26 protein-coding genes are annotated in these 25,643 nt (G+C 74.3%); 12 read left to right on the top strand and 14 right to left on the bottom strand.

The genetic code is table 11. The features are described 5' to 3' along the window. Nucleotides 1–323: 323 nt before the first annotated feature. Nucleotides 324–1,028: an endonuclease V gene (locus LUZ64_RS06080; protein ID WP_095580115.1), complete on the bottom strand. Its 705-nt coding sequence runs from the start codon at nt 1,026–1,028 to the stop codon at nt 324–326. Nucleotides 1,029–1,068: 40 nt separating this feature from the next. Between LUZ64_RS06080 and LUZ64_RS06075 the strand changes: the two genes are divergently transcribed. Next, nucleotides 1,069–1,368 (top strand): YciI family protein, encoded by a 300-nt coding sequence (locus tag LUZ64_RS06075; RefSeq protein ID WP_095580113.1) that lies wholly within the window; start codon nt 1,069–1,071, stop codon nt 1,366–1,368. On the opposite strand, the gene LUZ64_RS06070 is transcribed toward LUZ64_RS06075, so the two are convergent. Further along, nucleotides 1,357–2,433 carry a WD40/YVTN/BNR-like repeat-containing protein gene (locus LUZ64_RS06070; protein ID WP_372471949.1) on the bottom strand — a complete coding sequence of 359 codons (1,077 nt, stop codon included), beginning with the start codon at nt 2,431–2,433 and terminating at the stop codon, nt 1,357–1,359. The two genes, LUZ64_RS06075 and LUZ64_RS06070, sit on opposite strands and share 12 nt — an antisense overlap. A gap of 752 nt (nt 2,434–3,185) precedes the next feature. Between LUZ64_RS06070 and LUZ64_RS06065 the strand changes: the two genes are divergently transcribed. Both LUZ64_RS06065 and ssgD read left to right on the top strand, forming a co-directional pair. Continuing rightward, on the top strand, nt 3,186–4,427 hold the full coding sequence (locus LUZ64_RS06065; protein WP_232389776.1) for a sensor histidine kinase: 1,242 nt from the start codon (nt 3,186–3,188) through the stop codon (nt 4,425–4,427). A gap of 292 nt (nt 4,428–4,719) precedes the next feature. Beyond that, entirely contained in the window at nt 4,720–5,133 is a 414-nt protein-coding gene (gene ssgD, locus LUZ64_RS06060) for a spore wall synthesis regulator SsgD (protein WP_095579420.1), read from the top strand. 179 nt (nt 5,134–5,312) lie between these two features. On the opposite strand, the gene LUZ64_RS06055 is transcribed toward ssgD, so the two are convergent. From LUZ64_RS06055 to LUZ64_RS06035, 5 genes are all read right to left on the bottom strand, one after another. Continuing rightward, on the bottom strand, nt 5,313–5,798 hold the full coding sequence (locus tag LUZ64_RS06055) for an inorganic diphosphatase (RefSeq protein ID WP_095579419.1): 486 nt from the start codon (nt 5,796–5,798) through the stop codon (nt 5,313–5,315). 116 nt (nt 5,799–5,914) lie between these two features. Next, the gene (locus LUZ64_RS06050) at nt 5,915–6,970 is read right to left on the bottom strand and encodes a DMT family transporter (protein WP_095579418.1); all 1,056 of its coding nucleotides are present in this window, start codon (nt 6,968–6,970) and stop codon (nt 5,915–5,917) included. Between the two features lie 255 nt (nt 6,971–7,225). Continuing rightward, nucleotides 7,226–8,356: an acyl-CoA dehydrogenase family protein gene (locus LUZ64_RS06045; RefSeq protein ID WP_095579417.1), complete on the bottom strand. Its 1,131-nt coding sequence runs from the start codon at nt 8,354–8,356 to the stop codon at nt 7,226–7,228. 5 nt (nt 8,357–8,361) lie between these two features. Continuing rightward, nucleotides 8,362–8,784 carry a DoxX family protein gene (locus LUZ64_RS06040; protein ID WP_095579416.1) on the bottom strand — a complete coding sequence of 141 codons (423 nt, stop codon included), beginning with the start codon at nt 8,782–8,784 and terminating at the stop codon, nt 8,362–8,364. Next, nucleotides 8,781–9,344: a DUF6081 family protein gene (locus tag LUZ64_RS06035; protein ID WP_095579415.1), complete on the bottom strand. Its 564-nt coding sequence runs from the start codon at nt 9,342–9,344 to the stop codon at nt 8,781–8,783. Before LUZ64_RS06035 ends, LUZ64_RS06040 begins: the two co-directional genes overlap by 4 nt. A 178-nt stretch (nt 9,345–9,522) precedes the next feature. Here LUZ64_RS06035 and LUZ64_RS06030 point away from each other — a divergent pair, with 178 nt between their 5' ends. The 3 genes from LUZ64_RS06030 (at nt 9,523) to LUZ64_RS37470 (ending at nt 12,754) form a co-directional block, all read left to right on the top strand. Next, on the top strand, nt 9,523–10,413 hold the full coding sequence (locus LUZ64_RS06030) for an NmrA/HSCARG family protein (RefSeq protein WP_095579414.1): 891 nt from the start codon (nt 9,523–9,525) through the stop codon (nt 10,411–10,413). Further along, entirely contained in the window at nt 10,410–11,564 is a 1,155-nt protein-coding gene (locus LUZ64_RS06025) for an acyltransferase family protein (RefSeq protein WP_232389777.1), read from the top strand. The genes LUZ64_RS06030 and LUZ64_RS06025 overlap by 4 nt, the downstream gene beginning before the upstream one ends. A 122-nt stretch (nt 11,565–11,686) precedes the next feature. Next, complete coding sequence (locus tag LUZ64_RS37470) at nt 11,687–12,754, top strand: methyltransferase (protein WP_170116674.1); 1,068 nt, start codon at nt 11,687–11,689, stop codon at nt 12,752–12,754. Nucleotides 12,755–13,061: 307 nt separating this feature from the next. On the opposite strand, the gene LUZ64_RS06015 is transcribed toward LUZ64_RS37470, so the two are convergent. Further along, the gene (locus tag LUZ64_RS06015; protein WP_095583752.1) at nt 13,062–14,561 is read right to left on the bottom strand and encodes a DHA2 family efflux MFS transporter permease subunit; all 1,500 of its coding nucleotides are present in this window, start codon (nt 14,559–14,561) and stop codon (nt 13,062–13,064) included. A 64-nt stretch (nt 14,562–14,625) separates the two neighbouring features. Here LUZ64_RS06015 and LUZ64_RS06010 point away from each other — a divergent pair, with 64 nt between their 5' ends. Beyond that, nucleotides 14,626–15,330 (top strand): TetR family transcriptional regulator, encoded by a 705-nt coding sequence (locus LUZ64_RS06010; RefSeq protein ID WP_095583753.1) that lies wholly within the window; start codon nt 14,626–14,628, stop codon nt 15,328–15,330. Nucleotides 15,331–15,575: 245 nt separating this feature from the next. Here the strand turns inward: LUZ64_RS06010 and LUZ64_RS06005 are convergent, their stop codons facing one another. After that, nucleotides 15,576–16,487 (bottom strand): TIGR03619 family F420-dependent LLM class oxidoreductase, encoded by a 912-nt coding sequence (locus tag LUZ64_RS06005; protein WP_170116891.1) that lies wholly within the window; start codon nt 16,485–16,487, stop codon nt 15,576–15,578. A gap of 192 nt (nt 16,488–16,679) precedes the next feature. On the opposite strand from LUZ64_RS06005, the gene LUZ64_RS06000 reads away from it, so the two are divergent. Together LUZ64_RS06000 and LUZ64_RS05995 are read left to right on the top strand one after the other, a co-directional pair. Then, nucleotides 16,680–17,573, top strand: a complete 894-nt coding sequence (locus LUZ64_RS06000) for an SAM-dependent methyltransferase (RefSeq protein ID WP_211305131.1) — start codon at nt 16,680–16,682, stop codon at nt 17,571–17,573. 3 nt (nt 17,574–17,576) lie between these two features. Then, entirely contained in the window at nt 17,577–18,125 is a 549-nt protein-coding gene (locus LUZ64_RS05995; protein WP_095583755.1) for a hypothetical protein, read from the top strand. Nucleotides 18,126–18,343: 218 nt separating this feature from the next. Here the strand turns inward: LUZ64_RS05995 and LUZ64_RS05990 are convergent, their stop codons facing one another. Continuing rightward, on the bottom strand, nt 18,344–19,381 hold the full coding sequence (locus tag LUZ64_RS05990; RefSeq protein WP_095583756.1) for an LLM class flavin-dependent oxidoreductase: 1,038 nt from the start codon (nt 19,379–19,381) through the stop codon (nt 18,344–18,346). Between the two features lie 41 nt (nt 19,382–19,422). Then, a complete protein-coding gene (locus LUZ64_RS05985) occupies nt 19,423–20,166 on the bottom strand; it encodes an SDR family NAD(P)-dependent oxidoreductase (RefSeq protein ID WP_095583757.1) in 744 nt (247 codons plus the stop codon). Between the two features lie 242 nt (nt 20,167–20,408). On the opposite strand from LUZ64_RS05985, the gene LUZ64_RS05980 reads away from it, so the two are divergent. Continuing rightward, complete coding sequence (locus tag LUZ64_RS05980; RefSeq protein WP_095583758.1) at nt 20,409–20,840, top strand: nuclear transport factor 2 family protein; 432 nt, start codon at nt 20,409–20,411, stop codon at nt 20,838–20,840. A gap of 84 nt (nt 20,841–20,924) precedes the next feature. Here LUZ64_RS05980 and LUZ64_RS05975 read toward each other — a convergent pair whose 3' ends face one another. Beyond that, nucleotides 20,925–21,740, bottom strand: coding sequence for an AfsR/SARP family transcriptional regulator (locus LUZ64_RS05975; RefSeq protein ID WP_095583759.1), 816 nt, complete (start codon nt 21,738–21,740; stop codon nt 20,925–20,927). 263 nt (nt 21,741–22,003) lie between these two features. Here LUZ64_RS05975 and LUZ64_RS05970 point away from each other — a divergent pair, with 263 nt between their 5' ends. Continuing rightward, nucleotides 22,004–23,209, top strand: a complete 1,206-nt coding sequence (locus LUZ64_RS05970; protein WP_095583760.1) for a sensor histidine kinase — start codon at nt 22,004–22,006, stop codon at nt 23,207–23,209. On the opposite strand, the gene LUZ64_RS05965 is transcribed toward LUZ64_RS05970, so the two are convergent. Continuing rightward, complete coding sequence (locus LUZ64_RS05965) at nt 23,148–23,783, bottom strand: response regulator transcription factor (protein WP_095583761.1); 636 nt, start codon at nt 23,781–23,783, stop codon at nt 23,148–23,150. The genes LUZ64_RS05970 and LUZ64_RS05965 overlap by 62 nt on opposite strands. A 186-nt stretch (nt 23,784–23,969) precedes the next feature. Between LUZ64_RS05965 and LUZ64_RS05960 the strand changes: the two genes are divergently transcribed. Next, a complete protein-coding gene (locus tag LUZ64_RS05960; protein WP_095583762.1) occupies nt 23,970–24,923 on the top strand; it encodes an MBL fold metallo-hydrolase in 954 nt (317 codons plus the stop codon). On the opposite strand, the gene LUZ64_RS05955 is transcribed toward LUZ64_RS05960, so the two are convergent. Continuing rightward, the gene (locus tag LUZ64_RS05955) at nt 24,893–25,375 is read right to left on the bottom strand and encodes a flavin reductase family protein (RefSeq protein ID WP_232389779.1); all 483 of its coding nucleotides are present in this window, start codon (nt 25,373–25,375) and stop codon (nt 24,893–24,895) included. The two genes, LUZ64_RS05960 and LUZ64_RS05955, sit on opposite strands and share 31 nt — an antisense overlap. Nucleotides 25,376–25,643 lie beyond the last annotated feature (268 nt).

Raw genomic sequence — 25,643 nt, 5'->3', positions numbered from 1 at the left:
GCGTACGGGAGTGATCCGGGATGGTGTCGGCGCTCCCTCGCCCCAGGCCGTGCGTCGGACGCCGGAAGGGCCGGAAGCGGCCACCCGGATCCTGGGCACGAGGCCGCCGACGAGGCGGCCTCCGCCTCCGCGGCGAATCCGGCCGTGCCGCGGCCGAGGCCCGGCAGTGCGGCGGCAGGGGGCCGGACGTACAAACGGTACGGGTCCGGACGAGCGACGGCACAGACCCACTCGACGCCCAGAAGCACCTATCCGGCCGTGCAACGACGGCACAGGCCCCGCACGCGGCGCGGAGGGGGCCTGTGCCCGTCCGCGCCGATCCGTCAGACCTCCCGCAGCGCGGCCCGGCACAGCGCGTCCGCCGCCCGCGTCGTCTCCGGCAGCCGGAAGTCGCGGGCGAGGCGCAGTGTGAACGCGCAGGCGTGGTCCAGGCTCACCCGGTGGCCGACGGACACGTAGATCGGTTTCACGCCCTCGCGCGTGCGGAGGGCCCGTCCCACCTCCTCCGTGCCGTCCAGCAGCGGGGAGGCGTCCCCGCGGTGCGGGCCCGGCGGGTCGTGGCGGAAGGTGAAGGGGTTCTTCGCGACGCCCATCGTCGGCAGCCCGGTCAGCACGCCCAGGTGGCTCGCCAGGCCGAACCGGCGCGGGTGCGCGAGCCCGTAGCCGTCGCAGACGACCAGGCCGGGCTCGACGGGCAGCCGGTCGAGGGCGGCGATCACCGTGGGGATCTCGCGGAAGGCGAGCAGGCCGGGCACGTAGGGAAAGGCCACCCGGCCGACGGCGGTGGCCTCGGCCACCACCTCCAGCGTCTCCGCGTCGAGCGCTACGGCGGCCGCCGCGACGACGTCGCGCTCGTCGTCGTACGCCACGTCCACGCCCACGACGATCAGCGGCTCGCCCGGCACCGGGCCCGGTTCGTCGAGCACCACCCGGCCCCGCAGCTCGTCCTGGACGGCGGTCGCCGCCGCTTCCGTGGTGGGCCAGCCGGGCGGCGGTCCGCCGGGGGCTTCGGTCGTCACGTACGTCATAGTGGGGCCTACGCTACGGGACCGGCGTAGCCTGTCGATCATGTTCGTACTCGAGCTGACCTACATCGCGCCGATCGAGCGCATCGACGCCGCCCTCGCCGAGCACGTCGCCTGGCTGGACGCCCACTACGCGTCCGGGGTGTTCCTCGCCTCGGGCCGCAAGGTGCCCCGGGACGGCGGGATCATCCTCGCGGTCGGCGACGACCGCGCGAAGATCGAGGAGATCACGCGGAGCGACCCGTTCAGCGTCGCCGGGGTGTGCGAGTACTCGATCACGGAGTTCGTCGCGACGAAGACCGTGCCGGCGATGGAGCACTACCGGCAGCAGCTACCGTCCTGACCGGCCGAGCCGCGCGACGCGCCCCTTCTCGCCGGCGGCCCAGCAGCCGCCGTCCGGGGCGCAGTCGACGGTGTCGTACGAGCCGGGGTCGAAGCCGCGCCAGGTGCGGCCGCCGTCGGTGGTGATGTCGCTGCCCGTCGGTCCGACGGCGAGCGCCGCGCGGCGGCTGTGCGGGAGCCAGGCGACGCCGGAGCGGTAGGCGGCGGGCGGCCGGTCGGCGCCCGTCCAGCTCGCGCCGCCGTCGCCGGAGACGGCGGCGGCGCGCTCCGAGGGCTGCCCGGCACGGTAGTCGCCGCCGACGGCCAGCCCGTGCGTACGGTCGCGGAAGGCGAGCCCGAAGACGCCGCGGGCGGGGTCGCCGGCCGGTACGGGCGTGTCCGTGACGCTCCAGGTGCGGCCGCGGTCGGCGGAGTGCAGGACCCGGGCGGTGGCCGCGCCGCCGGTGGCGATCCAGGCGTCGCGAGCGCCGTGGCTCACCAGGCACTGGCCGGACGCGGCGAACGCCGCCTCGCCGGGCTGGGCCGGGGGCATGCCGTCCGGGGGCAGCACGCGCCAGCTGCGGCCGCCGTCGGCGGTGGAGAGGACGCGGTACCGGCCGTCGACCGGGTCGCCGAGGGCGATGCCGTGGCGGGCGTCGAAGAACGTCATGCAGTCGTAGAAGGCCCGCGGATCGGTGTTCCGGAAGCTCTCGGTCCAGGTGGCGCCGCCGTCGTCCGTGCGGAAGACGCGGGATGCCTCGCCCTCCCCGACGGCGAGGACGACGGCCCGCCGCGCGTCGAACGCCTCCACGTCCCGGAACTCCAGCGCGCCCGCGCCGGGCGGCGAGACGTTCCGCCAGTCGCGGCCGCCGTTGCGGGTGAGCAGGACGGTGCCGTTGGTGCCCGCGGCCCACGCGGTGGAACGGCTGACGGCGGCGAGGCCGCGGAAGCGGGTGGTGGTGCCGGTGCCGGTTTCGGTGAGGTGCCAGGCGGGGGCCGGGGTGGTGACGGCCTGGGCGGGTCCGGGCAGGGTGACTGTCGCGGTGAGTGCGGTGAGGGTGGCGGCGATGCGTATCAGGTTTCTCATCCGTCCCATGGGGCGGGAAGGTAGTGGGTGGGGTGGGGGTGCGTCCATGGGTGGCGGGTGGGTGTTCTCGCCCCAGGCCCGCCCCTTCCCGAAACCGGGGAGGCCCCCGGGCCCCCGTTCCGCGCTGACGCGCGGTGTCCTCAGGCGCCGGACGGGCTGAGTTGTCGCCCGGAACCGGGCGTGAAAGCCCTCCTTCGGAGAAGCGGAACCGGCTTCCGGCTTCCGGCTTCCGGCTTCCGGCTTCCGGCTTCCGGCTTCCGGCTTCCGGCCCACGGAAAGCCCGCCTCGGCCAGGAGCACAAGCCGGCGCGGCTGGGGGCACCTCCCAGCGGAGCTAGGGAAATCGAGGCCACCGCGCGCCGGCACGGAACCCGGGTCCGGGACGGGCTCCGGGGCCCGAGACCCCGGGGGCCGAGGATGGGGGCCGGGGGCTGAGGCCGGGGGCCGGTGGCCAGGGGCAGGGACCCGGGGGCAGGGGCTCAGCAGCACGGCGGCGGGGCCCGGGGGCCCGGGGGCGGAGCCCCCGGTTTCGGGAAGGGGCGGGGCTGGGGAAGAGCCCCGCGCAGCGGCGGACCCGAGCCACACCTGCCACCCCAGCCCGGTCCCGCCCGATCCCGCCCGGCCTCACCGCCACCCGCCCCCACCACCCTCCACCGCCCCGTCCCAAACCCGTCAAAGATTCATCCTTTCGGCCAGTGCCCCGTGACCGCACGGGCGATCCCCCCACCCCCCACCCACTCCTAGCGTGAGGACATGACGCCGACGCCCTCACCCCCCGCCTACGTCACTCCCCCGGCCCCGGACCCGACCCCCACCCGGCCCCGGCCCCGGCCCCGGCCCCGGTCACGATCCCGCCGCCACGCCTGGATCGCCGCCGCCCTCTGCGGCCTGTGGGTGATCGAGGGGCGGCTGCTCAGCCGAGGCGCCTGGTACTCCGGGCAGGCGGGCGTGGGCGGCGGGGGCCACCACGCGCATCTCGTCGTCTGGGTCGCCGGCCTGCTCGTCGCGGCGTGCGTCCTGCCGTGGGCCCAGCTGGCGACCCGTGCCGTCGCGGCCGTCACCGTCTCGTGGTCGGCGACCGGCTATCTGCTGACGGCCGGGGAGCACCTGCCGGTGTGGGGGCTGACCGAGAGCGCCGCGCTGCTGGTCCTGCTGGGGCTGACGGCGTGGCGGGCGCCGGTGCGGGCGGCCGTGCCGCTGGGGATCGCGCTGGCGGCGGGCGTCCTCGCCGCGCCGGTGCGGGACGCGGACGTGCTGAGCACCACGGTCGTCGCGTACGCCCTGGTCGTGGCCGGGGTGACCGCGCTGGGCCTGTGTCTGCGCTACCGCGACGCGGAGCGCGCGCGGGCCGTGGCCGCCGCGCGGGAGGCCGAGCGTCTGGAGCTGGCGGGCGAGCTGCACGACTTCGTGGCCCACCACGTCGCGGCGATGACCTTGATGGCGAAGGCGACGGGTTCGCTGACCGAGGACGCGCGGGTCGCCGCGTCGCTGCGGGACATCCAGGAGGCCGGTGACGAGGCGATGACGTCGGCGCGGCGGCTGCTGCGCGTGCTGCACCAGGACCACCCCCACCGCAGGCCGCTGCCCGGACCGGACCGGCTCACGGAGCTGGTCGAGGAGTTCCGGCGGACGAGCCCGGGGGCGCCGGACGTGACGCTGCGCGTCGACCCGGGGCTCGACGCGGGCCGGGCCCCCGAGCTGGCGGCCTCGGTGCACCGCATCGTCGGCGAGGCGCTGTCCAACGTGGCCAAGCACAGCCCCGACACCTCGGACGTACGGGTGACGCTCCGGGGCGCGGACGGGCGCCTGTTCGTGTCCGTACGCAACGGCGGCCGCCGGGGCGCCCCCCACGCGCGCCGCGCACCCGAGGAGAGCGGAGGGCTCGGGCTGGTCGGCCTGACCGAGCGCGCGGACGCGATCGGCGGCTCCCTGACGGCCGGGCCGGTGCCGGGCGGGGGGTGGGAGGTACTGGCGGTGCTGCCGGTACGGCGGTGAGGGCGGCACAAGATCCCTGCCCTCTCCGGCCATCCGCCGGGGCCGTGCTCGCGACTGCGGGCGGCTCCCATGGAAAGGATTACCTGGCAATGCCGGTGTTCCCGACGTTCCTGGCGTTACTTCAGGTTCGTAGGCGTAAAGAACATATGTCTTGATCTTCGAAGGGTGGTGACGCAGGTCACGCTCGAATCATGTGCACTGATGTCGTAGATCCACCGTCTCTCCAGACGAAGCAGAGAGGCACGGACCGCACCACCCCCATACCGACATACCGATCGCAAGGGAGCACGCGTTGCCCACTGTCATCGACCAAGCTGTCCAGGCACGGCTGATCGCGTCGGCCCCGCAGGACCGCGCCGTTCCCGCACAGCTGCGTTATCAGCGCTCCGACCCCTTCGCCGTGCACATCGCCTTTCCGCCCATGGCGTCCCTGGACGGCGCGGACGTGGAGTGGGCCTTCGCCCGCGAGCTGCTCGCCTGCGGGCTGATCTCGCCCACCGGCCACGGCGACGTCCATGTATGGCCGTGCGGCCCCGAACGGACGGTGCTGGAATTCCACGCGGCGGAGGGCGTGGCAATGGTCCAGATCGACACGGCGGAGCTGCGCCGGTTCCTCACCCGCTCGTACGCCCTGGTGCCCGCCGGCAGCGAGGCCGGCCAGTTCGACCTGGACGGCGATCTGACGGCGCTGCTGCGGGAGGCCTGAGCCAAGAGGCCGGGACAGGCGGGACGGGTCGCCGGGGCGGGGTCGCCGGGACGGGCGATCGGGGCGGGCGATCGGAGAGGGGCGCCCCGGAGGACGACCCGTCCATGGGCCGCGGTCCCGGCCGGTGCGGTGAAGTGGGCCGCGGACCGCGGCCCATGAGCGCCGGCGGTCCTTGGGCGTCAGCGCGCCTCGGCACGCTCGCGGGAGGCGAGGATCTCGGCCTCGGCGGCGGCCCTGTCGGCCCAGCAGGCGCCGTCGTCCACGGATTTGCCGGGTTCGAGCATCTTGTAGACCTCGAAGAAGTGCTGGATCTCCAGCCGGTCGTACTCGGGTACGTGCCGCAGGTCCCGCAGGTGCTCATGACGGGGGTCGGCGGCGGGCACGCACAGCACCTTGTCGTCCGCGCCCTGCTCGTCGCGCATCCGGTACATCCCGATGGCGCGACAGCGGATCACGACACCGGGGAAGGTGGGCTCGCTCGCGAGGACGAGCGCGTCCAGGGGAGAACCGTCGGCGCCGAGGGTCGCCTCGATGTAGCCGTAGTCGGCGGGGTAGCGGGTGGAGGTGAACAGCAGCCGGTCCAGCCGGATGCGCCCCCGTTCGTGGTCCATCTCGTACTTGTTGCGGCTGCCTTGCGGAATCTCCACCACGACATCGAAGTCCACGGACGTTCCTCCGTAAGTTCCGTAAGTGTCGGCCGACCGGCCACCCATGGTGGCCCGCCGGGCGGCAGGACACCACGGGCCGGCAGGGCCGAGTTCCGGGCGGGCCGGGACGCCCGTCAGCCGGGCTTCGAGGCGGAGCGCGCCGAGACGAGGAAACGGGACCGGGAACGGCAGCGGGGCCGGGATGCCGGAAGACGGGGCAGGGGTCCGGGGCCGTCCGGGAGAGAGGGCCGACCGGGATCCGCCGGGTGAGAGGGCCGAGGTCCGGAATCCGCCGGGAGGAGAGGGGGCCGGGATCCGGGATCCGCCGGGCTCAGGGGCTCCGGCTCCCGCTCCCGGCCCGCCTTCCTGTCGCTGTCGTGGACCGTCAGCGTGATCACCCCGCTCGCGGCGACGGCCCCGGCCGCGAGCGCCAGCAGCCCGCCGGACAGCCCGTACCGGAACCCCTCCCCCAGGACCGTTATCCCCACGGCCGCGGCCACGGCGGGATTGACGACCGTCACGGTCGCGAGCGGCGCGGAGAGGCCGGCGCCGCGGTAGGAGGCCTGGGACAGCAGCATCCCGGCGGAGGCGAGGAGGCCGATCGTGATCAGGGTGGGCACCAAGGCGTCGGTCCGGTGCGCGGTCCAGTCCTCGGCGGCGGCCTTGGTGAAGACGGACGCCATCCCGAAGGCGATTCCGGCCGCGCAGGCGAGCACGACACCCCGGACGACGGGCCGGCGCGCCCACCGCGCGCCGAGCGAGACGACCGCCACGGTGACGACCGCGCCCATGGCGAGCCCGGGCCGCTGCCCGGCGTCGAGGGACTCGGTCCGCGCGGGGCCGGTCAGCGCCAGCAGCCCCGCGAGCCCGCCTGTCGCGAGGAGCGCGCCCCGCCAGCCCACGGGGCCGACGGGTCTGCGCACGAGCAGGGCGGCCATCGGCAACGCGAAGACGATCGTCAGGGCGCCGAGCGGCTGCACCAGACTGAGCGGCCCGAAGGCCAGCGCCACCACATGCAGCCCGGCACCGACACCGGTCAGCGCCACGGCCCCCCACCAGCTCGGCCGCCGCAGCGGCCCGTAGGCCCCACCCTCGCCCGAGGCCGCGACACGCTCCTGCACGATGGCCGCCGCCGCGTAACAAACAGCGGACACCAGGCACAGCAACACCGACACCACCAGCGAACTCACGTCGCCACTCGCCGGTCGTCCGTCCCGAAGCCCTTCATGCCTCCACGATCCCTCGCGGAACCCTCGCCGTCGTCGTACCCAGGTACGGATTGTCAGGTACTACAGATGGAGTACGGGTCTACGCGGGACGGCCCACCGCGGCGGCACGGCGGAGCCGCCACGTCTGCCGCACGGACTCGGCCCCGCGTCAGGCCCGCCGGGGGATCCCGGCGGGCCCTGTCCTTGTGGCGAGTCCGCCTCTCATGGCTTCTACGCTCACTCCCCGGCCAGGACCTGCTCCGCATAGGCCGCCGCCGCGGCGTCCAGGCGCAGCACCAGGTGGCTGGTCGCGGAGTTGACGTCCCGCCAGGCGCGTTCGAAGGGGCCTCCGGCGGCCTGGCCGGAGGTGCCCGTCGCGCGGAACATGCGGTTGACGCAGGTCAGCAGCGTTTCCGAGGCGAGCGCGCAGTCCCGGGCGCCCCGCGCCGTCAGCAGGCCGGTGTACGTGCCCCGGTCGGCGACGGCGGCGGCGCGGCGTACGAGGAGCTCGGCCGCGTCCAGCTCCCCCGCCGTGCGGGCGAGGACGTCGCGGAAGCCCGCGTCGGCCGCCGCTCCGGCGCCGGCGCGGGCGGCGGCCCAGCCGGTCCACGCGGTGAGCATGCCGCGCGCGGCGCCCAGGACGGGGACGACGAAGGACAGGCCGTTGACGGCCTTCAGCGGCACCCGGTGGCACGCCGCCGGGGAGGAGGAGCCGGTGCCCTCCATCACCTGGTCGCGGTCGAAGGACAGGTGCTCGGGTACGAACGTGCCATCCAGGACCAGGGTGTTGCTGCCGGTGCCGCGCATACCGACCGAGAACCAGGTGTCGAGGACGGTGTAGGCGGCGCGTTCCACCGCGAAGTAGCGGGCCCGGGGCTGTCCGTCGCCCGGTGTCGTCGCGCACACGAGTGCCCATTGCGAGTAGTCCACGGCGCTGATGAACGACCAGGTGCCGGACAGCCGCCAGCCGCCGGGGACGGCCTCGGCGCGGCCGACCGGCATCAGCGCCCCCACCAGCAGGGTGTCGGGCCCCTCCGCCCAGAGTTCGGCCTGCCCCTTCTCGGGCAGGTGGGCGGCCATCCGGGCCACGGTCGAGCCGAGCGAGGCCACCCAGGCGGCGGCCGCGCAGCCCTCGCCGACGGCCGTGACGGCGTCGACGAGCTCGGTGAAGGTGCCTGCGGTCCCGCCCCGGCGCCGGGGGACGAAGTGCCGGGCGAATCCGGCGTCGACGACGGCGCGGACGACTTCGGGGCGCAGCCTGCGCTCCCGGTCGGCGTCGGCGGCGTGGTGGGCCGCGAGCCGCGTGACGTCGCGGGCCCTGGCGGCGAGGGGCGCGCCGGCGCCGGTGATCTCCTCTGCGGTGCGCATGGCGTTCACTCCCCGCGGGCCGCGAGCGCGTCGGCGGCCGGCACGTCGGCCGCCAGCGCGTCGGCGGCGGCGAGCGCCAGCCCGCCGAGCAGGCTGAGGTTCTTGAAGAACTCGTTCCGCTGGGTGACGCGGCGGGCCGGGTCCTGCTGCCGCCAGAAGTCGTGCACGGTCACGGTCGTCGGCACCAGGCAGACGGCCAGCAGGCAGACGCTGAGCCGCGGCCGGAAGCCCGCGCCCAGCGCCAGGCCGCCGACGAGCATGCCGGCCGCCGTGGCCCGTGTGGCGGCCTCCGGCAGCGGGACTCCGTGCCTCTCCGCGAGCGCGGGCAGCGGCCCGGGGTCGCGCAGGACGCCGTAGCCGCCGGTCACGAAGCCGGCGGCCAGCAGCGGCCTGGCCAGCCCGCGTACGGTCCGATGGGTCCTCTTCATGGCTCCCTCGTCCTCCTCCCGGGCCTGTCAGCGGCCCGGTGTCGTGGTGACGGTGATCCGGCCCGGGGCCGGCCGCGCGTCGGCCCCGGGCCGGGCGTCGACCCCGGGGCCGGTGCGGGCCGGGCGTCGGCCCCGGCGCCGGTGGCGGCCTCGCCGACGGGGTGCCGCCCGGTGTTGAAGACGCGGGCGAACAGCTCCGCCGCGCAGGCCAGCTCCCCCGGGCCGGGCGCGTCGGGGCCCGGCGGGCCGGACGAGGCCGTACGGGCCAGGAGCACGCACCACTTGAGGTGGCCGTCCGGGCCGCCGGGGTCCGTGGCGTGGCCGAGGACCGGTGTGCCGGCGGCAGATGTGCCGGCGGCCGGGTCCATGGCCTCCGGTTCGACGGCGGTTCCCGCGCCGGTGGTGCGTACGCCCGCGTCCCCGTACGGCGGCGGGCCGACGGGCCGGATCCGCCCGTCGGGACGGTCCGGGCCCGCGGTGCGAAAGCCGGCCGGGCCGGGCCGGCCGGACGGCGTGCGGGCGGTGGCCACCGGGGTTGTCGTGCCCGGTCCGTGGTCCATGGTCGGCGGTTCCCTTCGCCGTGGCGGGTCAGGGTGACCGACCGTCCTCGCGGGGGCTCGAAGGCCGCTCGACGCTCGCTGGACAGGCGGCGATCCCGGTCGACCCGGCCTCCAGCCGGAATCCAGCCCGTGCGCCGAGCGTGGTGCGCCGGAGCAACGACTTTCGGGAGGGCATGAGATGGCCGTCGGGGACAGGGACACCGATCGCTGGGTTCTGGTGCTGGGCGCGACCGGCAGGCAAGGAGGTACGGCGGCCCGGCACCTGCTCGACCGGGGCTGGGCGGTCCGGGCGCTCGTACGGGATCCGGAGCATCCTCGGGCCCGGGAGCTCCAGGCCAAGGGCGTACGGCTGGTGAAGGGGTCGCTGGACGACCCGGCCGCCGTGCGCGGGGCGGTGGCGGGGGCGTACGGGGTGTTCACCGTCTTCACGCCGACGCACGGCAACGGTCTGGACGGCGAGGAGCGGCACGCGGCCCTGCTCGCCTCGGCCGTCCGGGACGCGAGGGTGGCGCACCTCGTGCACAGTTCGGTCGGCGGCGTGGAGAACCCCGGCGGCGTGGGCTGGCGGGAGACCAAGCTGAAGGTCGAGCGGACCATGCGGGCGGCCGGGGTGCCCACGACGTTCCTGCGCGCGGTCTACTACATGGAGAACTTCCTCGACCTGCCGCCGGTCGTCGACGCCTCGGGGCAGCTGGTGCTCAGCCGGGGGCTGCTGCCGGAGACCCGGCTGCAGATGATCGCTTCGCAGGACATCGGCTGGTTCGTGGCCGACGCCTTCGACGACCCCGGGTACTTCACCGGCCGGAACGTGGAGATCGCCGGCGACGAGCTCACCGGCCCGCAGATCGCCGAGGCGTTCGCGCGCCACACCGGGTCACCGGCCCGCTTCGAGTCGGTGCCCATCGAGGAGATCCGGCGGCAGAACGAGTGGATGGCCAAGACCTTCGTGTGGTTCAACGAGGTCGGCTACACCGCGGACATTCCCGCGCTGCGCGCGGCACACCCGGGGCTGCTGACCTTCGACGCGTTCCTGCGCGGGTCCGGGTGGTCACCGCGAGATCCGGAATGACGGCGTCGGCCACGGTGGACCGGGACGGCCGCCGGCCGGGGTTGCCCTCGCTGACGGGCATGCGCTTCCTGGCGGCTGCCGCGGTGTTCTTCTCGCACGCCTTCTTCCAGTTCATTCCCAGCAGTTGGGGGTCGAGCGAGGGGGTGGCGTTCCTCTGGAGCAAGGCCGGGTCGACGGGGGTGTCGTTCTTCTTCGTCCTCAGCGGGTTCGTGCTGACGTGGTCGGTGCGGCCCGGTCAGGGTCCCCGGGCCTTCTGGCGCAGGCGCGCCTGCAAGATCTACCCCAACCACCTGGTGACGGCGGCGGCCGCCGTGGTCCTGGCGCTGTCGCAGAGCCGCACGATGACGGGGCATCAGCTGCTGCCGAACCTCTTGCTGGCGCACACGTGGCTGCCGCGCTTCGACGTCCTGACCGGCGTCAACGCGGTCAGTTGGTCGCTGGGGTGCGAGGCGTTCTTCTATCTGTCGTTCCCGCTGCTGCTGGCGGTGCTGCGGCGGGTGCCGGGGCGGCGGCTGTGGTGGTGCGCCGGCGGGCTGGCCACCGCGGTGTGGTGCGTGCCGCTGGCGTCCGAGGTGTTCCTGTCGGGCGGTACGGTCCTGTCGCCGCGGATGCCCTATTCGGTGACGCAGATGTGGTTCGTCTACTTCTTCCCCTTGACGCGGTGCCTGGAGTTCGCGCTGGGCATGGTGCTGGCGCGGCTGGTCGCGGAGGGCCGGTTCCCGCGGGTGCCGCTCGTCCCGGCGGGGGCGCTCGTACTCGGCGCGTACGCCGGGGCGCTGCACGCGCCCGGGCAGTACGGCACGGTCGCGGTGACCGTGGTGCCGCTGGCCCTGCTGATCGTCGCGGGGGCCGGGGCGGACGTGGGCGGGCGGCCGTCGGCGATGCGCGGCACCGCGATGGTGTGGCTCGGCGAGGTGTCGTTCGCGCTGTACATGGTGCACGAACTGCTCATCGACCAGGTCGCCCGGGCCCTGGGCATCGGGCCGGCCGACGACCTGTCCGGCTGGCAGGCCGCGGGGCTGTCCCTGCCGGTCCTGGGCGCCGCGGTCGGCGTGGCCTGGCTGCTGTACGCGGGTGTCGAACGGCCGGTGATGCGGCGGTGGAGCAGGCCCCGCGGAAAACTCGTTCTCGAAGTGGGTGAATTCTCATGACCTCTTCCCCGGACACGGGGGCGTCTTCGCCGGACAGTGAGGCGCCTTCCTCTTTCCCGGACGGCGGGGCGCCTTCCCCTTTCCCGGACAGCGAGGCGCCCTCCCCTTTCCCGGACGGCGGGGTGCCCTCCCCGGACAACGAGGCGTCTCCCCCGGGCGACGGGACGCCTTCCCCGGGCAACGGGACGTCCGCGAGCGACGACCTGTTCCAGCTGGTCTTCCGGAGCGCCCCGTGGACCTTCCAGAGTCTGTACGTGACCGCCCGGCTCGGCCTCGCCGACCTCCTCGGCGACGGGCCGCTGACCAGCGACGAGCTGGCGGTCGCCACCGAGAGCGACGCGGACGCCCTCTACCGCTTCTGCCGCGCGGTGGCCGCGCTCGGGCTGTTCCGCGAACACCCCGGGCGGATCTTCGAACTGACCTCGACCGGCGAGGCGTTCCGCGGCGGGGGCCTGGCGCAGTTCACGATCGTCAACGGCGCCGAGAACTTCCGTTCCTGGGCCGACGTCATGTACAGCGTTCGGACGGGGAAGCCCGCCTTCGACCGCGTCTACGGCATGCCCGCCTTCGCCTTCCTGGACCGTGACGAGGAGGCACGGAAGGTGTTCCACACGATGGTCGGCCGGGGCACGGTCCCACCGGCCGTCGATTCCTGCGACTTCTCCTCCGACACCACCGTGGTGGACCTGGGCGGGAGCGTGGGGACGCTGCTCGCGCACGTCCTGCGGGAGCGGCCGGAGCTGCGCGGTGTGCTCCAGGACCTGCCGTCGGTCGTCGGCGAGGCGCCCACCGTGCTCGCCGGGGCGGGGGTCGCGGGCCGGGTGGAGATCGTGGGCCGGAGCTTCTTCGACGGGGTGCCGGCCGGCGGGAGCACGTATGTGCTCTCGCGGGTCCTGCACGACTGGGGCGACGAGGACGCGCTGCGCATCCTGCGGAACGTCCGTGCCGCCATGACGGAGGACTCGCGGCTCGTCGTCATCGACCAGGTGATCCCGGAGGGCGGCGGTTTCCACCCCGGCAAGTTCTCCGACCTCCAGATGCTGGTCGTCCTCGGCGGACGGGAGCGGACCGTCGAGGAGTTCCGGGGGCTGCTGCTCCGGGCCGGCTTGAAGATCAGGGCACTCCGGCCCCCGGCGGACGACCCGGCGGGCAGCCCGCGCACGGAGGCGGTGATCGAGGCGGGGGTGTGAGCGGGGGCGGGGAGGCGGGAGCCTCCTCACCCACGACGCCGGGTGGGTCCGGAGCGCGCGGGAGACACGACACCGGACCCGGGGAGCCGTCGCGGGCCCGGCCGGAGCACGGACGCGGACGTCCCGCTCCGTCCGGGCCCGGGCCCGTCGGGCGACGGCTGGGCTCGGTAAGGGAGCGACCCGGCCGCTGCCTGGTCCGGTCCTCCCCTTCTTCCCGTCACCGGGAGAGCGAGGGCCGGGGTCCGGGTGGTGGTGTCCGGCCCGGGCCGGACACCACCACCCCGAAAACCGTCGGCCGACCGCGAGGTCACACCGCACTGCGCGCTTCCGTCCCCGTGTCGTCCGGCACTCCCTCCGCCGCCCGGGCGGCCCGGCGTTCGAGGGCCGTCATCAGGACGGCGGGGAGCGTGGCGATCACCGCGGCCGCCAGCACCCAGATGAACGTCGTGCCGAAGCCGGACGCCTGCTCGGACGGGCGGGCGCCCGCGTCGTCCAGGTGCTGCTGGAGCACCACGACGAAGAGCGCGGTGCCCATCGAACCGCCGACCCTCTGCAACATGTTGAGCTGCGGGGTGGCGTCGCCCACCTGGGCCGGCTCCAGGGCCCGGAAGGCCGCGGTCATGGCCGGCATCCCGGCCATGCCGATACCGAAGCCGCGGGCGACCATCGCCACGCTCAGCAGCCAGTACGAACTCCCGGAGCTGATCAGCACGAACGGCACGGTCGCCGCGACGCAGATCGCACCGCCGATGACGGCCGTCAGGCTGCCGATCTTCTCGAAGAGGCGCCCCGAGAGCCACATGGCGACCGCCGCGCCGATGCCCTGGGGCGCGAGCAGCAGCCCGGTGGCGACGGCGTCCTCGTGCCGGACCACCTGGTAGTACAGCGGCATCAGGATCATGCCGCCGAAGATGGCCGCGCCCATCGCGAAGGTGGCGAAGGAGGCCGCGCTGAACATTTTGTTCCGGTACAGCCGAAGGTCCAGCAGCGGGTGTTCGACCTTCAGGGCGCGCAGCACGAACGCGGCGGTCAGGGCCAGGCCGACGAGGAAGGGAAGCAGGACGTCGGCGGCGAGCAGGTCACCCCGCTGGCCGGCCTGGGCCAGTCCGTAGGTGACGCCGACGACGCCCACGGACACCAGGAACAGCCCGATCGCGTCGAGCGGCCCCGCCTCCTCGGTCTCGTCGCGCGGGAGCAGGCGCACCGTGAGGTAGAGGGCCAGCAGCCCGATCGGCACATTGATCCAGAAGATCCATTCCCAGCCGGCGTGGTCCAGGAGCAGCCCGCCGATGGTCGGCCCGAAGACCGGCGTGAGCACCATCGGCACGCCGATCGCGCTCATCACCCGGGCCAGGCCCTGCGGCCCGGCCGCCCGCACCAGGATCATCTGCCCGACGGGCATCATCAGCCCGCCGCCGACGCCCTGCAGGACCCGGAAGACGATCAGTGTCTCGGCCGACGTGGCCAGGCCGCACAGGACCGAGGCCAGCGTGAAGACCGCGAGCGACCACGCGTAGAGCCGCCGGGGGCCGTAGCGCCTGGCGGCCCAGGCGGACAGGGGGATCACGGCCGCCAGGGCGAGCAGATAGCTGGTGACCACCCACTGGACGGTGTCCAGCGAGGTGTCGAAGTCGAGGGAGAGGTGCCGGAGCGCGACGTTGACAACGGTCGAATCCAGGAAGGCGAGGATCGCGCCCAGCAGGACGACCAGCACCGCTTGCCGCGCTTGAGGTGAGAGGCCGGGCTTCTCCGCCGGGGCCGTCGCGGCCCCGTCCGGCGTGCCCGCTCGGTCATCGTATGCAGCCATGACCCCATGGTCATCCATCGGGATGCCACTGTCAACCAACCGGATGATTGAGTAAAGTGTCCGTATGACGACGAAGAGGAGCCGCCCCGGGGCCGCCCCGGAGGCCACCGAGCCGCCCGACCGGCCCCGGCCGCGCCGCGCCCCGAAGACCGAGGAGCGGCAGCGGGACGCGGAGCGGTCCCGGAAGCTGCTGCTGGACGCGGCGCTGGAGGAGTTCGCGAACCACGGCCTGGCGGGCGCCCGGGTGCAGGACATCGCCGAGCGCGCGGGCGTGAACAAGCAGCTGATCAGCTATTACTTCGGCGGCAAGCACGGTCTCTACCGCGAGTTGCAGCGCGAGTGGGCCGAGCGCGAGGCCCTCTTCGTAGAGGAGTACGCACCGCTGGAGGAGGTCGCCGTCCGCTATCTGGAGCGCGGCCTGGCCGACCCCCGGCCGGCCAGGCTCGCCATCTGGCGCGGGCTGTCGGGGGACACGCAGGAGATCCCCGAGGAGACGTCGGCGATCACCGCCGACCTGGCCCGGCTGCACCGCGCCCGCGAGCGGGGCGAGATCTCCGCCGACCTGGACCCGGGATTCCTCCGGCTGGCGGTGATGGGAATGGTGATGGCGCCGATCGTGATGCCGCAGATCGCCAAGGAGGCGTCGGGCCTCGACCCGGGTTCACCCGAGTTCCAGGAGCAATACGGCGAGCAGATCCGCCGGCTCCTGCGACACCTGTCCGTGCCCACGGAGACCGGGGGGTGCGAGCCGGCCGGGCGCGAGCCGTAACCCGGCGGGCCAGAGGCGGGGCGCCCGGATACCGCACGGGCACCGCCAACCGGGCACGGAGCACCGGGCCGGACGCCTCCCCGGGGCCGGAACCGGGGCCGGAACCGAGGCCGGGGCCGGGGCCGGGGCCGCCGGCACGGACGCCCCCTGTGCCGGTGGCACCGGCGCAGGGAAGCCCGCGCCGCCGCCGGGCGCCCGGGAACGGGAATCGGGCGCCCGGCGCCGCGCCTACCGGAGAACGTCGGCTACCAGAGACCGTCCGTCAGCTCCCGGAAGCGCGTGAGACGTGCGATCTCGGCCTTCGCACCACCCGCGCCCCGACGATTGGAGAGGGTGATATGCGTGGCACCGGCCTGACGCCAGGTCTCCAGGCGCTCGATCCAGGCGTCCTCGGGCAGCAGCTGGAGCGGAATACGCGCCTCGATGCCGAAGTCTCCGGGGTCCCGGCCGTGTTCGGCCACCAGGGCGCGCAGCCGGCGGATCACGTCCAGACCGGCGTCCACGTCCCGCATCAGCGGGCCGAACATCTTGTAGCCGTCGGCGATGCGGGCCATCCGGTCCAGGACCACCGGGCCCGGCACCCCGCCGCCCTCGAAGTCGCCCCCGCCCATCCACACCGGCACCGGCCGTTCCGGGCGCGGGTTGACCGCCACGTCCACGATCTCGATCAGCTTGCCGCGGTAGGTGACGAACGGCTCGGTCCACAGCAGCCTCATCACCTCCACCTGCTCCTCGATGAGCCGGCCGCGGGTCTCGGGGTCCGCCCCGAGTGCACGGACCTCCTCGCGGTTCCAGCCGACGCTGACGGACAGCCGCAACCGCCCCTCCGAGAAGATGTCGATCTCGGCGGCCTGCTTGGCCGCGATGCCCGCCGAGCGCAGCGGCAGCAGCACGGAGGCGGCGATCTCGATCCGCGAGGTCAGCGCGGCCACGAAGGCGGCCTGGGTGAACGCCTCGTGCCACGGCTCGCACGGGGAGACGTCCGAGGGCCAGTTCGGCGCCCGGGCCGGCAGGACGTGCTCGCCGAACCCCAGGTGGTCGTACCCGAGCCCCTCGAACGCCTGGACGTAGTCCCGCAGTTCGTGACGACTGTCGAAGTAGGGGAGGTCACCCCCGATCCTCAGCCGGCGGGGCGGACGTTGCTGGGAGCTGGTCACGCGAGGAACCTCCGTGAGCGCGTAGAGCTTCTTCCCTTTCCCCGTCCACGATGGCACCGATCGCTGGAGCGCGGCTACTGCCGCCCTCGAACGGCGCGCCGAACTCCCGTGCTGTCCACCGGGCTTCGAGCCCTCCTCCAGCCGCCGGGACCACCTTCACCCACACCATCCGCACATCGAAGGGAGCGTCGGATGAACGACGGCGGGACTCGGATGAACGACGGAAGGACTCGGACGAACGACGGAAGGACCGGGCCGGCCGGGCCCGGCGGCGGCCCGGAACTGCCCACGGGCGTCAGCCTGACCGCGGTGGGCATCGCCGCCGGGCGGGCCGCCGAGAGCGACCGCGAACACAGCCTGTTCCACGACCCCTACGCCCGCGCCTTCGTGGACGCCGTCGGCGCGAGCGCCGTGGACGGAATGAAGGACTTCGCCGGGTACGTCGCGGTACGCACCCGCTTCTTCGACGACTATCTGGCCGGCGCGGCGGACCGCGGCTGCCGTCAGGTGGTGATCCTGGCCGCGGGCCTGGACACCCGGGCGTTCCGGCTGCCCTGGCCCGACGGCGCGCGCCTTTTCGAGGTGGACCTGCCGGAGCTGCTCGACTTCAAGGAGGGGGTGCTGACCCGGCAGCGGGCTGCGCCCGCCTGCGCGCGGACGGTCCTGGGCGCCGATCTGCGCGGCGACTGGCCCGGCGCGCTGCTCGGCGCCGGCCTCGATCCCTCGGCGCCGTCCGCGTGGCTGGTCGAAGGGCTGCTCCCCTACCTGTCCGCCGCCGAGAACGACGCGCTCCTGGACGAGGTGGGCAAGCTGTCCGCCCCCGGCAGCGAACTCGCCATGGACCACATCGACTCGAGGACGAAGGGCGGCGCTCTGGCGGAGGTGTCGGGCACCCTCGACGGCCTGGGCGCGGCCTGGCGGTCCACGCTCGACGATCCGGCGGCCTGGCTCACCGCTCACGGCTGGCACGTCATGGACGCCCCCACGGTGGGCGGGCTCGCGGCCCGGTACGGGCGCGGCGGGGACCTCGCCGCGCACATCGGGGCCCGGCCGAGCGGCCTGGCCGCCGCGGTCCGGGAGGGCTGAGCCGTGCCGACCGAGGCCCTGACGGCCGACCGCGCCCCGGCGCTCGTCTGCCGGGTCCACACCGAGCCGGACGGCGACGACCACACCATCCCGTACGTGCTGCGCTTCGCCGTGACCGCGCCTCGGACGGTGACCGTCGGCGAGGAGTTCACCGTGCTCCTCGCGCCCGCGCCCCTCACGTTCAGCCCGAAGCTCAGCAGCGGAGTCCGCGACGCCGTCCTGCGCTTCCACGCGCCGACGGCCGCGCGGGACGTCCGGTACGCGCTGGAGGGCGGCGACGGAGCCCCGTACGCCGAGCCGCTCCCCGGCGGCGGCCTGGCCCTGCGCTCCCCGGGGCCGTTCGCCCCCGGCGTGCCGTTCGCCCTCCCGGCGCTCCGCTGGACGCTGCGGGCCGACGGGAGCGGCGCGGTGGAGACGGGCCTGGCGGGGTCCGGTCTCACCGACCCGGCGTGGAGCTACCGCTGGTTCCGGAGCCGGGACGCCCGCCACGGCACGGTAGTGGGCTATCCGGACCCGGTCGGCACGCTCAGCCGGACGGTGCCGGTGCGGTGAGGCTCGTACGCGGACGCGGCACGCCGAAGCGGCACGCCGAAGCCCGGACGCCCACACCCGGGCGCCGGACGCGAACGCCTCCGCCCGGCGGACGCCGTACCCCGAAGCGGTACGCGAACGCCCGTACGCCGACGCCCGTACCCGGGCGCCGGTACGCGAACGCCCCCGCCCGGCGGACGCCCCGCGGCCCGGCACGGGACGCCGTCCGGGCCGGTCCCTCACCCCCCGCCGTCCGCCAGCGCGAGCGCCTCCGCCGCGGCGCGGAGGATACTGGTCCGGCCGTCCAGGGTGGTGGCCGCCGCGGAGACCATCACCCCGAGCGTGGTGACACCGGCGTCGGCGTACGCGCGCATGCGGTCGGCGAGCCGGGGCACGGGCCCGACGAGGGCCGTACGGTCGATGAACGTCGCGGGCAGCGCGGCTCCCGCCCCCTTGCGGTCACCGGCGTCGAGCCGCTCCCGCAGCAGGGCGGCCTCGCGTCCGTAGCCCATCCGCCGGGCCATGGCGCAGTGGAAGTTCCGCTCGGGGTCGCCGATGCCGAGCAGGTAGACGTACTGCCCGCGCAGGGCGTCCACGGCGCTGTCCACGTCGTCGGCGACCGCCGTGGGCAGGCTGGGCAGGACGTCGAACCCCGCCATGCCGAGTCCCGCCCGCAGCCTGCCCGCCCGGATCCCGGCGACGGCCTCTGCGACGTCCTCGGGCGAGGTGAAGACCCCGATCCAGCCGTCGGCGATCTCCCCGGCCAGCCGGAGGGCACGCGGCCCGACCGCCGCCAGGTAGACGGGGATCGCGGGCCGCGGCCGCTCGGTGTGCAGGTACAGGGGGGCGTCGCCCCGGGTGCCGGGCGCGGGCAGGCGGAAGTGCTCGCCCTCGTAGGTGACGGACTCCCCCGCCAGCGCCCGCCGGACGATGTCCACGTACTCCCGGGTGCGGGCCAGCGGCCGGTCGAAGCGCACGCCGTACCAGCCGTGCGACACATCGGGGTTGGACACCCCGAGCCCCAGCCGGAACCGGCCGCCGCTCAGCGCGTCCAGCGTCGCCGCGGTGAGGGCGGCGGTGCCCGGCGGGCGGGCGGGAATCTGCATGACGCCCGACGCGAGTCCGATGTGCCGGGTCGCCCCGGCGGCCAGGCCGAGCACGCTGACGGCGTCGGAGCGGTAGCCCTCCGGGGCCAGTACCACGTCGTAGCCGAGTTCCTCGGCGGCGCGGGCCAGTTCGCCCGCGCCCTGATAGATGAGATTCGCGCCGAGCCGCATGCCGTCCCCTTCGCTTGGGTCCCCGAACGCCGGGCGAGGTGTCAGATGAGGTGCGCGCCGCCGTCCACGAGCAGCACCTGTCCGGTGGTGTACGAGGCGCCGGCGAGGGCCAGTACGGCCTCGGCGACGTCCTCGGGCAGGCCCACCCTGCGCAGCGGCGTGCTCTCGCGCACCTTCTCCGCGACCGGGGCGAAGAAGTCGCTGCCGCGGGTCCAGGGCGTCTCGATCAGGCCGGGCGCCACCGCGTTGACCCGTACGCGCGGGCCGACGGTGTGCGCCAGCAGTACGGTCATGTGCTCGATCGCCGCCTTGCTCACGGCGTAGGGGATGGAGCTGCCCGCGGGCCGGCTGCCGGCGACGGAGGAGATGTTGACCACCGCCCCCGCCCCGGTCGCGGCCAGGTGGGGCATCGCGGCCACGGTCGTCTGCCAGGTGCCGAAGACGTTGAGCGCGAAGATCTCCCGCCAGACGGCGGGGGACGCGCCCTCGAGGTCGGCGTGCGGGACGGCGCGGGTGACGCCCGCGTTGTTGACCAGCAGGTCGAGCCGCCCGTAGTGCTCCACCGCGGCGGTCACCAGTCGGCGGGCCTCGGCCTCGACGGAGACGTCGGCCCGTACGTACACGGCGTCCGGCAGGGACCGGGCGAGTTTCTCGCCCGCTTCCACGGAGCGGGCTGAGTTGACCACGACGCGGGTGCCCCCGACGGCCAGCCGGGTGGCGACGGCCGCCCCGATGCCGGACGAGGAGCCGGTCACCAGGGCGACGGGCCTGACTGTCTCGCTCATGCGTCTCCGATCCCGCTGTCGTCGGAAGGTGGCGGCACGAGCGTGCGGCACCGGTCTCGAGCCGACGTGGACGGCGACTGGAGCGGCGGCCCGTCGCGCTTCGAGCCCGCTTCGAGGCGGGGTGGCGAAGGTGGCCTCCGGGCCGCCCGGCCCGCGGTCCACGGTCCGTGTTCCGCGGCCCCGCCACCCGGCAGCCCGCGCCCTTCCGCCCCGCCCGCGCCCGTACCTCCCCGAGGAGCGCCATGATCGACACCGCCACGGAGACCGGCCTCTATGCCCGGATCCAGCACTTCTACGCCCATCAGATGCAGGCCCTGGACGGCGGCCGGTTCGAGGAGTACGCCCTGACCTTCACCGAGACCGGCACGTTTCAGCATTCGCCGTCCGTCGAACCGGTCCGCGGCCGGGCCGCGATCGTCGCCGAACTGGTGAGGTTCCACGAGCGGTTCGCCGACGACCCCGTACAGCGGCGGCACTGGTTCAACCACATCGCGCTGACCCCACAAGCCGACGGCAGCGTCCGCGCCACGGTCTACGCGCTCGTGCTCACGGTCCGGCCGGGCCGCCGGGAGCCGGAGGTCGCGCCGAGCTGTGTGATGCACGACGTCCTGGAGGCGGACGGGGACGGGATCCGCACCCGGTCCCGGAGCATCGCCCACGACCACCTCGGCTGAAACGGCCACCTCGGCTGAAACGGCCGGCTCGGGCCGAGCCGGCCGGCCCCGCCGAGGCCGCCGAGCCCCGCCGAGGCCGCCGCGCTACGCCGACCGGGCCTGTACGAACGTTTCTCCGCCGTCCAGTTCCGGGGCGCCCGACAGCACCGCCTGGTGCAGCCGCTGGAGCCGCGGCGACGGCTCGACGCCCAGCTCGCGACGCAGCCGCTCGCGCAGCTGCCGGAACTCCTGGAGCGCCCGCCAGGGGCTGCCCGAGCGGCACAGCGCCGTCATCAGCTGCGCGCAGAGGTTCTCGTGCAGGGGGTGCCGGGCGACCAGCGTACGCAACTCGCCCAGCAGGGAGGCGTGGTAGCCCAGGCGGAGGTCGGCCTCGATGCGCTCCTCCAGCGCCTGCATGCGGGTCTCCTCCATGTAGAGGGTCTCCAGCCCCAGCACGCGGCCGACCGGCACGTCGACCAGTGCCGGGCCGCGCCACAGGGCGAGCGCGCGGGTCAGGTGCGCCGAGGCCGAGCGGGCGTCGCCGGCGGTCAGCGCGTCGCGCCCCTGGACGGCCAGGCGGCGGAACTGGGACCAGTCGCAGCTCTCGGGCGTGACGGCGACGCGGTAGCCGCCGAAGGCGGTGGCCAGGACGTCCTTCGGGGTGCGGGCCGGGGAGTCCGGCGCGTCGCGCAGCGCGGCGGCCATGCGGCGGCGCAGCTGAAGGATGTAGGTCTGCAGGGTGGTCGCGGCGCTGCGCGGGACGGCGTCGCCCCACAGCTCCTCCATCAGCGTCGGCACCGGCACCACGCGGCCGGCCCACAGGGAGAGCAGGGCGAGGATCTGGCGCGGCTTTCCCGCGCTGGGCACGACGGAGACCCCGTTCTCGTAGACCGCGAGTTCTCCCAGCACCTCGATGTCCATGAGCGTCCTCCACTCGGTTCACGATTTGTCGGCCTTCGTCTTGAGACTCGCACCGGGGAGCGGCCCCCGCCCAGTGAGGCCGTCACCAGGGCGAGGATGAGATCGGCACACCCCACGTGAGGAATTCACAGCTCCATTTATTGGCGTCCGTCAGGGGAACGTCACCGCGCCATGTGAGGTTGACTACAGGAATGCTCTCCGTGAGCGCTCCTCTGCTTGACTGAGCAGTTGGCACTTGGGAACTTCCTCGATCGGCAGGTCGCATGGTGGTCTTATCCAAGAGTGAGCCGCCTCCATGGCTCGCCACAGGCATCGTCCTCTCCGTGCAGTCCGCGGTGGCCGTGCTGGGCTTCCTCAACCTCCTGGCGTCACGCCGCCCTTCGGCCGGTCACATCTGCCTCTTCCTGGCCGCCTTCGTCGCGGTGTTCGTGCTCCAGGGGGTCCATTGCGCCCCGCGGGCCGGCCGGTTCCGCGCCCGCCACGGACGCCGGACGCTGGCCCTCCAGGCCCTGCTGACCTACGCCCCACTGCTCGCCCTGGGGCTCACCTGGGCCGGCATGCCGGGCTTCCTGGCGGGCTCCGCACTGCTCATCCTCGAACCCCCGCTGTCCGTCGTCGCCTTCGTCGCCGCCGCGGTCCTCACCGGGGCCTGCACCCTGCTCGCCGGCCAGCAGCCGCTGGGCGTCGCCATAGGGGTGCTGTCGTGCGGGGTGAACGGCCTGATGGTGTACGGGGTGACGCGCATCGCCTCCTGGAGCGCGGAGGTGCGGCGGGCCCGTGACGAGGTCGCCCGGCTGGCCGTGGAGGGCGAGCGGCTGCGGGTCGCCCGCGATCTGCACGACCTGCTCGGCTACAGCCTGTCCGCCATCACCCTCAAGGGGGAGCTGGTGGCCCGGCTGGTCGGCAAGGACACCGAGCGGGCGCACGCCGAGCTGCGGGAGGTCCTGGACATCTCCCGGCAGGCCCTCGCCGACGTGCGCTGCGTCGCCCATGGCTACCGTCAGCTCTCGCTGACCGCCGAACTGGAATCCGCCGCGAGAATACTGACCACCGCGGGCATCACGGTCGAGGTGCACGACGAGCGGCTGCCGCTGCGCGAGGAGACCGGCACGGTCCTGGCGACCGTCGTCCGCGAGGGGATGACCAACATCCTGCGCCACAGCGCCGCGCAGAACTGCCGGATCACGGTCTCCCGTACCGCCGGCACGCTCGTGCTCGACATGGCGGGGGACGGGATCCCCGTCGACACCGGGGAGAGGATGGCGCGCCGTTCCGGTGGCGGCCTGGACAACCTCGCCCGGCGGCTGGAAGGGATCGGCGGGACGTTCCGCGCCTGCGCCGGCGAGGACGGATGGTTCCGGATCTTCGCCGAATGCCCGGCCGGGCCCGCCGATCCACCGCGGGACGTCAGCGGATCCAGCCCTTCTCCTTGGCTATCCGGACGGCGTCCAGCTGATTCCGTGCGGTGAGCTTGGTGACGGCGGAGGTCAGGTAATTGCGCACCGTTCCCGTGGAGAGGTGCATCTCCCGGGCGGTCTCCCGCGCGGAGTTGCCGTCGGCGGCCCGTTTGAGGACTTCGGTCTCGCGCCGGGTGAGCGGGCTGTCCGTGGGGCGGTCGGCGAGCGGGCAGTCCTCGGCCTCCCAGGCGGTGGGCGGGATCCGCGAATCGATCACCCGCCGCCCCGAGTGCACCATGCGGATGGCGGCGGCGAGCTCACCGGGCGGAGCGTTCTTGGGGAGGAACCCCCGGACATGGGCGTCGATCGCCCGGCGGACCGTGCCCCGCTGCTCCAGCGCGGTCAGGATGATCACCCGGCAGTCGGGGGCCCGTTCCCACAGCAGCCTCGCGGCGTCCAGGCCGTTGACGCCGGGCAGGTCGATGTCGAGGATCGCCACATCCGGCCGGAGCTTGATCACGGACGGCAGGATGCCCCGGCCGTCCGCGACCTCCGCGACCACACGGAAGTCGGGCTCCAGCTCGAGGAGCGCCACCAGCGCCCCCCGGACCATGTGCATGTCCTCGGCCAGCAGAATCCGGATCACCGGTCGTTCCCCCCGTCAGTCCTTCGCCGGGCGGCGCGCCCTCCAACGGGGGTGCCCGGCAGGTGACTTCACCCCAAGCCTACGTCGCCACCGCGAGGAGACCGGTAACTGTTTTCGAGTGTCCGATCTCCGCCCGATCCCGCGCCGGCGGGCCGTTCGAGCCGTCCTCGATCCACCGGTACGAGCATGGCGGCCCGGAATTCCGATCGGTCAGGAGGCACGGTGTCCCAGGTACGGAAAGGTTCGGCGGGCAGGCTCGTCGAGGTGGCCGAAGGCGTCTTCGCCTATGTGCAGCCCGACGGCGGGTGGTGCCTGAACAACGCGGCGCTGGTGGTGTCCCGGGGGCAGGCGGCCCTGGTGGACACGGCGGCGACCGAGGCCCGTGCGCGCGCGCTGCGGTCGGCGGCGCTCGGCGTCTGCCCGGCGCCGCCGCGGGTGCTGGTCAACACCCATTTCCACGGGGACCACACCTTCGGCAACTTCGTCTTCCCCGAGGCCCTGGTCGTCGGCCATGAGCGGGTCCGCGGCGAGATGGCCGCGGCGGGCCTCCATCTGACGGGGCTGTGGCCCGACGTGGAGTGGGGCGAGCTCACCCTCACCCTGCCCGAGGTCACCTACCGCGACCGGCTGACCCTCCATGTGGGGGATGTGACCGCCGAGTTGATCCACCTGGGGCCCGCCCACACCACCAACGACACCGTCGTATGGCTGCCCGAGCAGCGGGTGCTCGTCACCGGGGACCTGGTGATGAGCGGCGTCACGCCCTTCTGCCCGATGGGGTCGGTCGCCGGAACGCTCGACGCGGTGGCCCGGCTACGCGCCCTCGACGCGCGCACGGTCGTCACCGGCCACGGGCCCGTCGCCGGCCCCGAGGTCTTCGACGTCACCGAGGACTACCTACGGTGGGTCCAGGAGCTGGCCCGCGAGGGACTCGCCGCGGGCCTCACCCCGCTGGAGGCCGCGCGGGCGGCGAGCCCCGGCCCGTACGCGCACCTGATCGACTCCGAACGGCTGGTACCCAATCTGCACCGGGCCTACGTGGAGGAGCGCGGCGCCACGCCCGGTGCCCCGCTCGACATCGGCGAGCTGTTCCGGGAGATGGTGGAGTTTCACGGCGGGCTGCCGACCTGCCGGGCCTGAGCGTCCCAGACGGTGAACGCCCCCCGGTGGTAGAGGACCGGCGGCCGCGGATACGACTCGGCGTGCTCCACCCGCCCGATGAAGATCCAGTGGTCGCCGGCCTCCACCGCCCGCACCACCACGCACTCGGCGTGCGCCAGGGCGACGTCCACCAGCACGGGGGCGCCCCTGGCGTGGGCGGAGGGCACCCACTCGACGCCGGCGAACTTGTGCGCGGAGCGGTCGGCGAAGACCCGCGCCGTGTCCTGGCCGCCGTCGGCGAGGACGTTGACCACGAAGGCCCCCGAGTACCGCAGCGCCGCCAGGGTCCGCGCGTTCCGGTGCACGCACACCAGGAGCAACGGCGGCTCCACGGACACCGCCGAGACCGCGTTGCAGGTCAGGCCCCGTGGTCTGCCGTTCGCGTCCGTCGCGGTGACGACGGTGACCGCCGTCGGGAAGGATCCGAACAATGCGCGAAACCGCGCCGCGTCCACTGCCATGCCGCTCCCGCCTCCGGCTGGTCTTCTCCGAGTGCTCCTGCCGTTCACGGTCGCCGGGCGGTCTGGAGAGCGGGTGGACCGGTGCTGGAACGGAGAACGACGTGATCGACGCGGCACCGGGTGAAGGGGACGTCTTCGCGGCGCGGCCGGGAGCCGGGGCCGGGGCTAGGGGCCGGAGCCGGGGCCGGGGCCGGGGGCCGGGGGCCGAGGCCAGGTCACCCGTACGCCCCGCCCGTAC

Source organism: Streptomyces albireticuli (assembly GCF_021228125.1).
Taxonomy (GTDB): domain Bacteria; phylum Actinomycetota; class Actinomycetes; order Streptomycetales; family Streptomycetaceae; genus Streptomyces; species Streptomyces albireticuli.
Note: the sequence above shows the minus strand (reverse complement) of the source record. Positions and strands in the feature narration are given on the sequence as shown.

Bases quoted from the DNA above. Each gene is read 5' to 3' on its own strand.
- LUZ64_RS05960 (WP_095583762.1), top strand. From the start codon at position 23,970: ATGGCGGCCCGGAATTCCGATCGGTCAGGAGGCACGGTGTCCCAGGTA.
- LUZ64_RS05975 (WP_095583759.1), bottom strand. From the start codon at position 21,740: ATGGACATCGAGGTGCTGGGAGAACTCGCGGTCTACGAGAACGGGGTC.
- LUZ64_RS06000 (WP_211305131.1), top strand. From the start codon at position 16,680: ATGAACGACGGCGGGACTCGGATGAACGACGGAAGGACTCGGACGAAC.
- LUZ64_RS06045 (WP_095579417.1), bottom strand. From the start codon at position 8,356: ATGCGCACCGCAGAGGAGATCACCGGCGCCGGCGCGCCCCTCGCCGCC.
- LUZ64_RS06065 (WP_232389776.1), top strand. From the start codon at position 3,186: ATGACGCCGACGCCCTCACCCCCCGCCTACGTCACTCCCCCGGCCCCG.
- LUZ64_RS06035 (WP_095579415.1), bottom strand. From the start codon at position 9,344: ATGGACCACGGACCGGGCACGACAACCCCGGTGGCCACCGCCCGCACG.
- LUZ64_RS05970 (WP_095583760.1), top strand. From the start codon at position 22,004: ATGGTGGTCTTATCCAAGAGTGAGCCGCCTCCATGGCTCGCCACAGGC.
- LUZ64_RS06080 (WP_095580115.1), bottom strand. From the start codon at position 1,028: ATGACGTACGTGACGACCGAAGCCCCCGGCGGACCGCCGCCCGGCTGG.
- LUZ64_RS06025 (WP_232389777.1), top strand. From the start codon at position 10,410: ATGACGGCGTCGGCCACGGTGGACCGGGACGGCCGCCGGCCGGGGTTG.
- LUZ64_RS05980 (WP_095583758.1), top strand. From the start codon at position 20,409: ATGATCGACACCGCCACGGAGACCGGCCTCTATGCCCGGATCCAGCAC.
- LUZ64_RS06075 (WP_095580113.1), top strand. From the start codon at position 1,069: ATGTTCGTACTCGAGCTGACCTACATCGCGCCGATCGAGCGCATCGAC.
- LUZ64_RS06070 (WP_372471949.1), bottom strand. From the start codon at position 2,433: ATGAGAAACCTGATACGCATCGCCGCCACCCTCACCGCACTCACCGCG.
- LUZ64_RS06040 (WP_095579416.1), bottom strand. From the start codon at position 8,784: ATGAAGAGGACCCATCGGACCGTACGCGGGCTGGCCAGGCCGCTGCTG.
- LUZ64_RS06010 (WP_095583753.1), top strand. From the start codon at position 14,626: ATGACGACGAAGAGGAGCCGCCCCGGGGCCGCCCCGGAGGCCACCGAG.
- LUZ64_RS06015 (WP_095583752.1), bottom strand. From the start codon at position 14,561: ATGGCTGCATACGATGACCGAGCGGGCACGCCGGACGGGGCCGCGACG.
- LUZ64_RS06030 (WP_095579414.1), top strand. From the start codon at position 9,523: ATGGCCGTCGGGGACAGGGACACCGATCGCTGGGTTCTGGTGCTGGGC.
- LUZ64_RS05985 (WP_095583757.1), bottom strand. From the start codon at position 20,166: ATGAGCGAGACAGTCAGGCCCGTCGCCCTGGTGACCGGCTCCTCGTCC.
- LUZ64_RS05990 (WP_095583756.1), bottom strand. From the start codon at position 19,381: ATGCGGCTCGGCGCGAATCTCATCTATCAGGGCGCGGGCGAACTGGCC.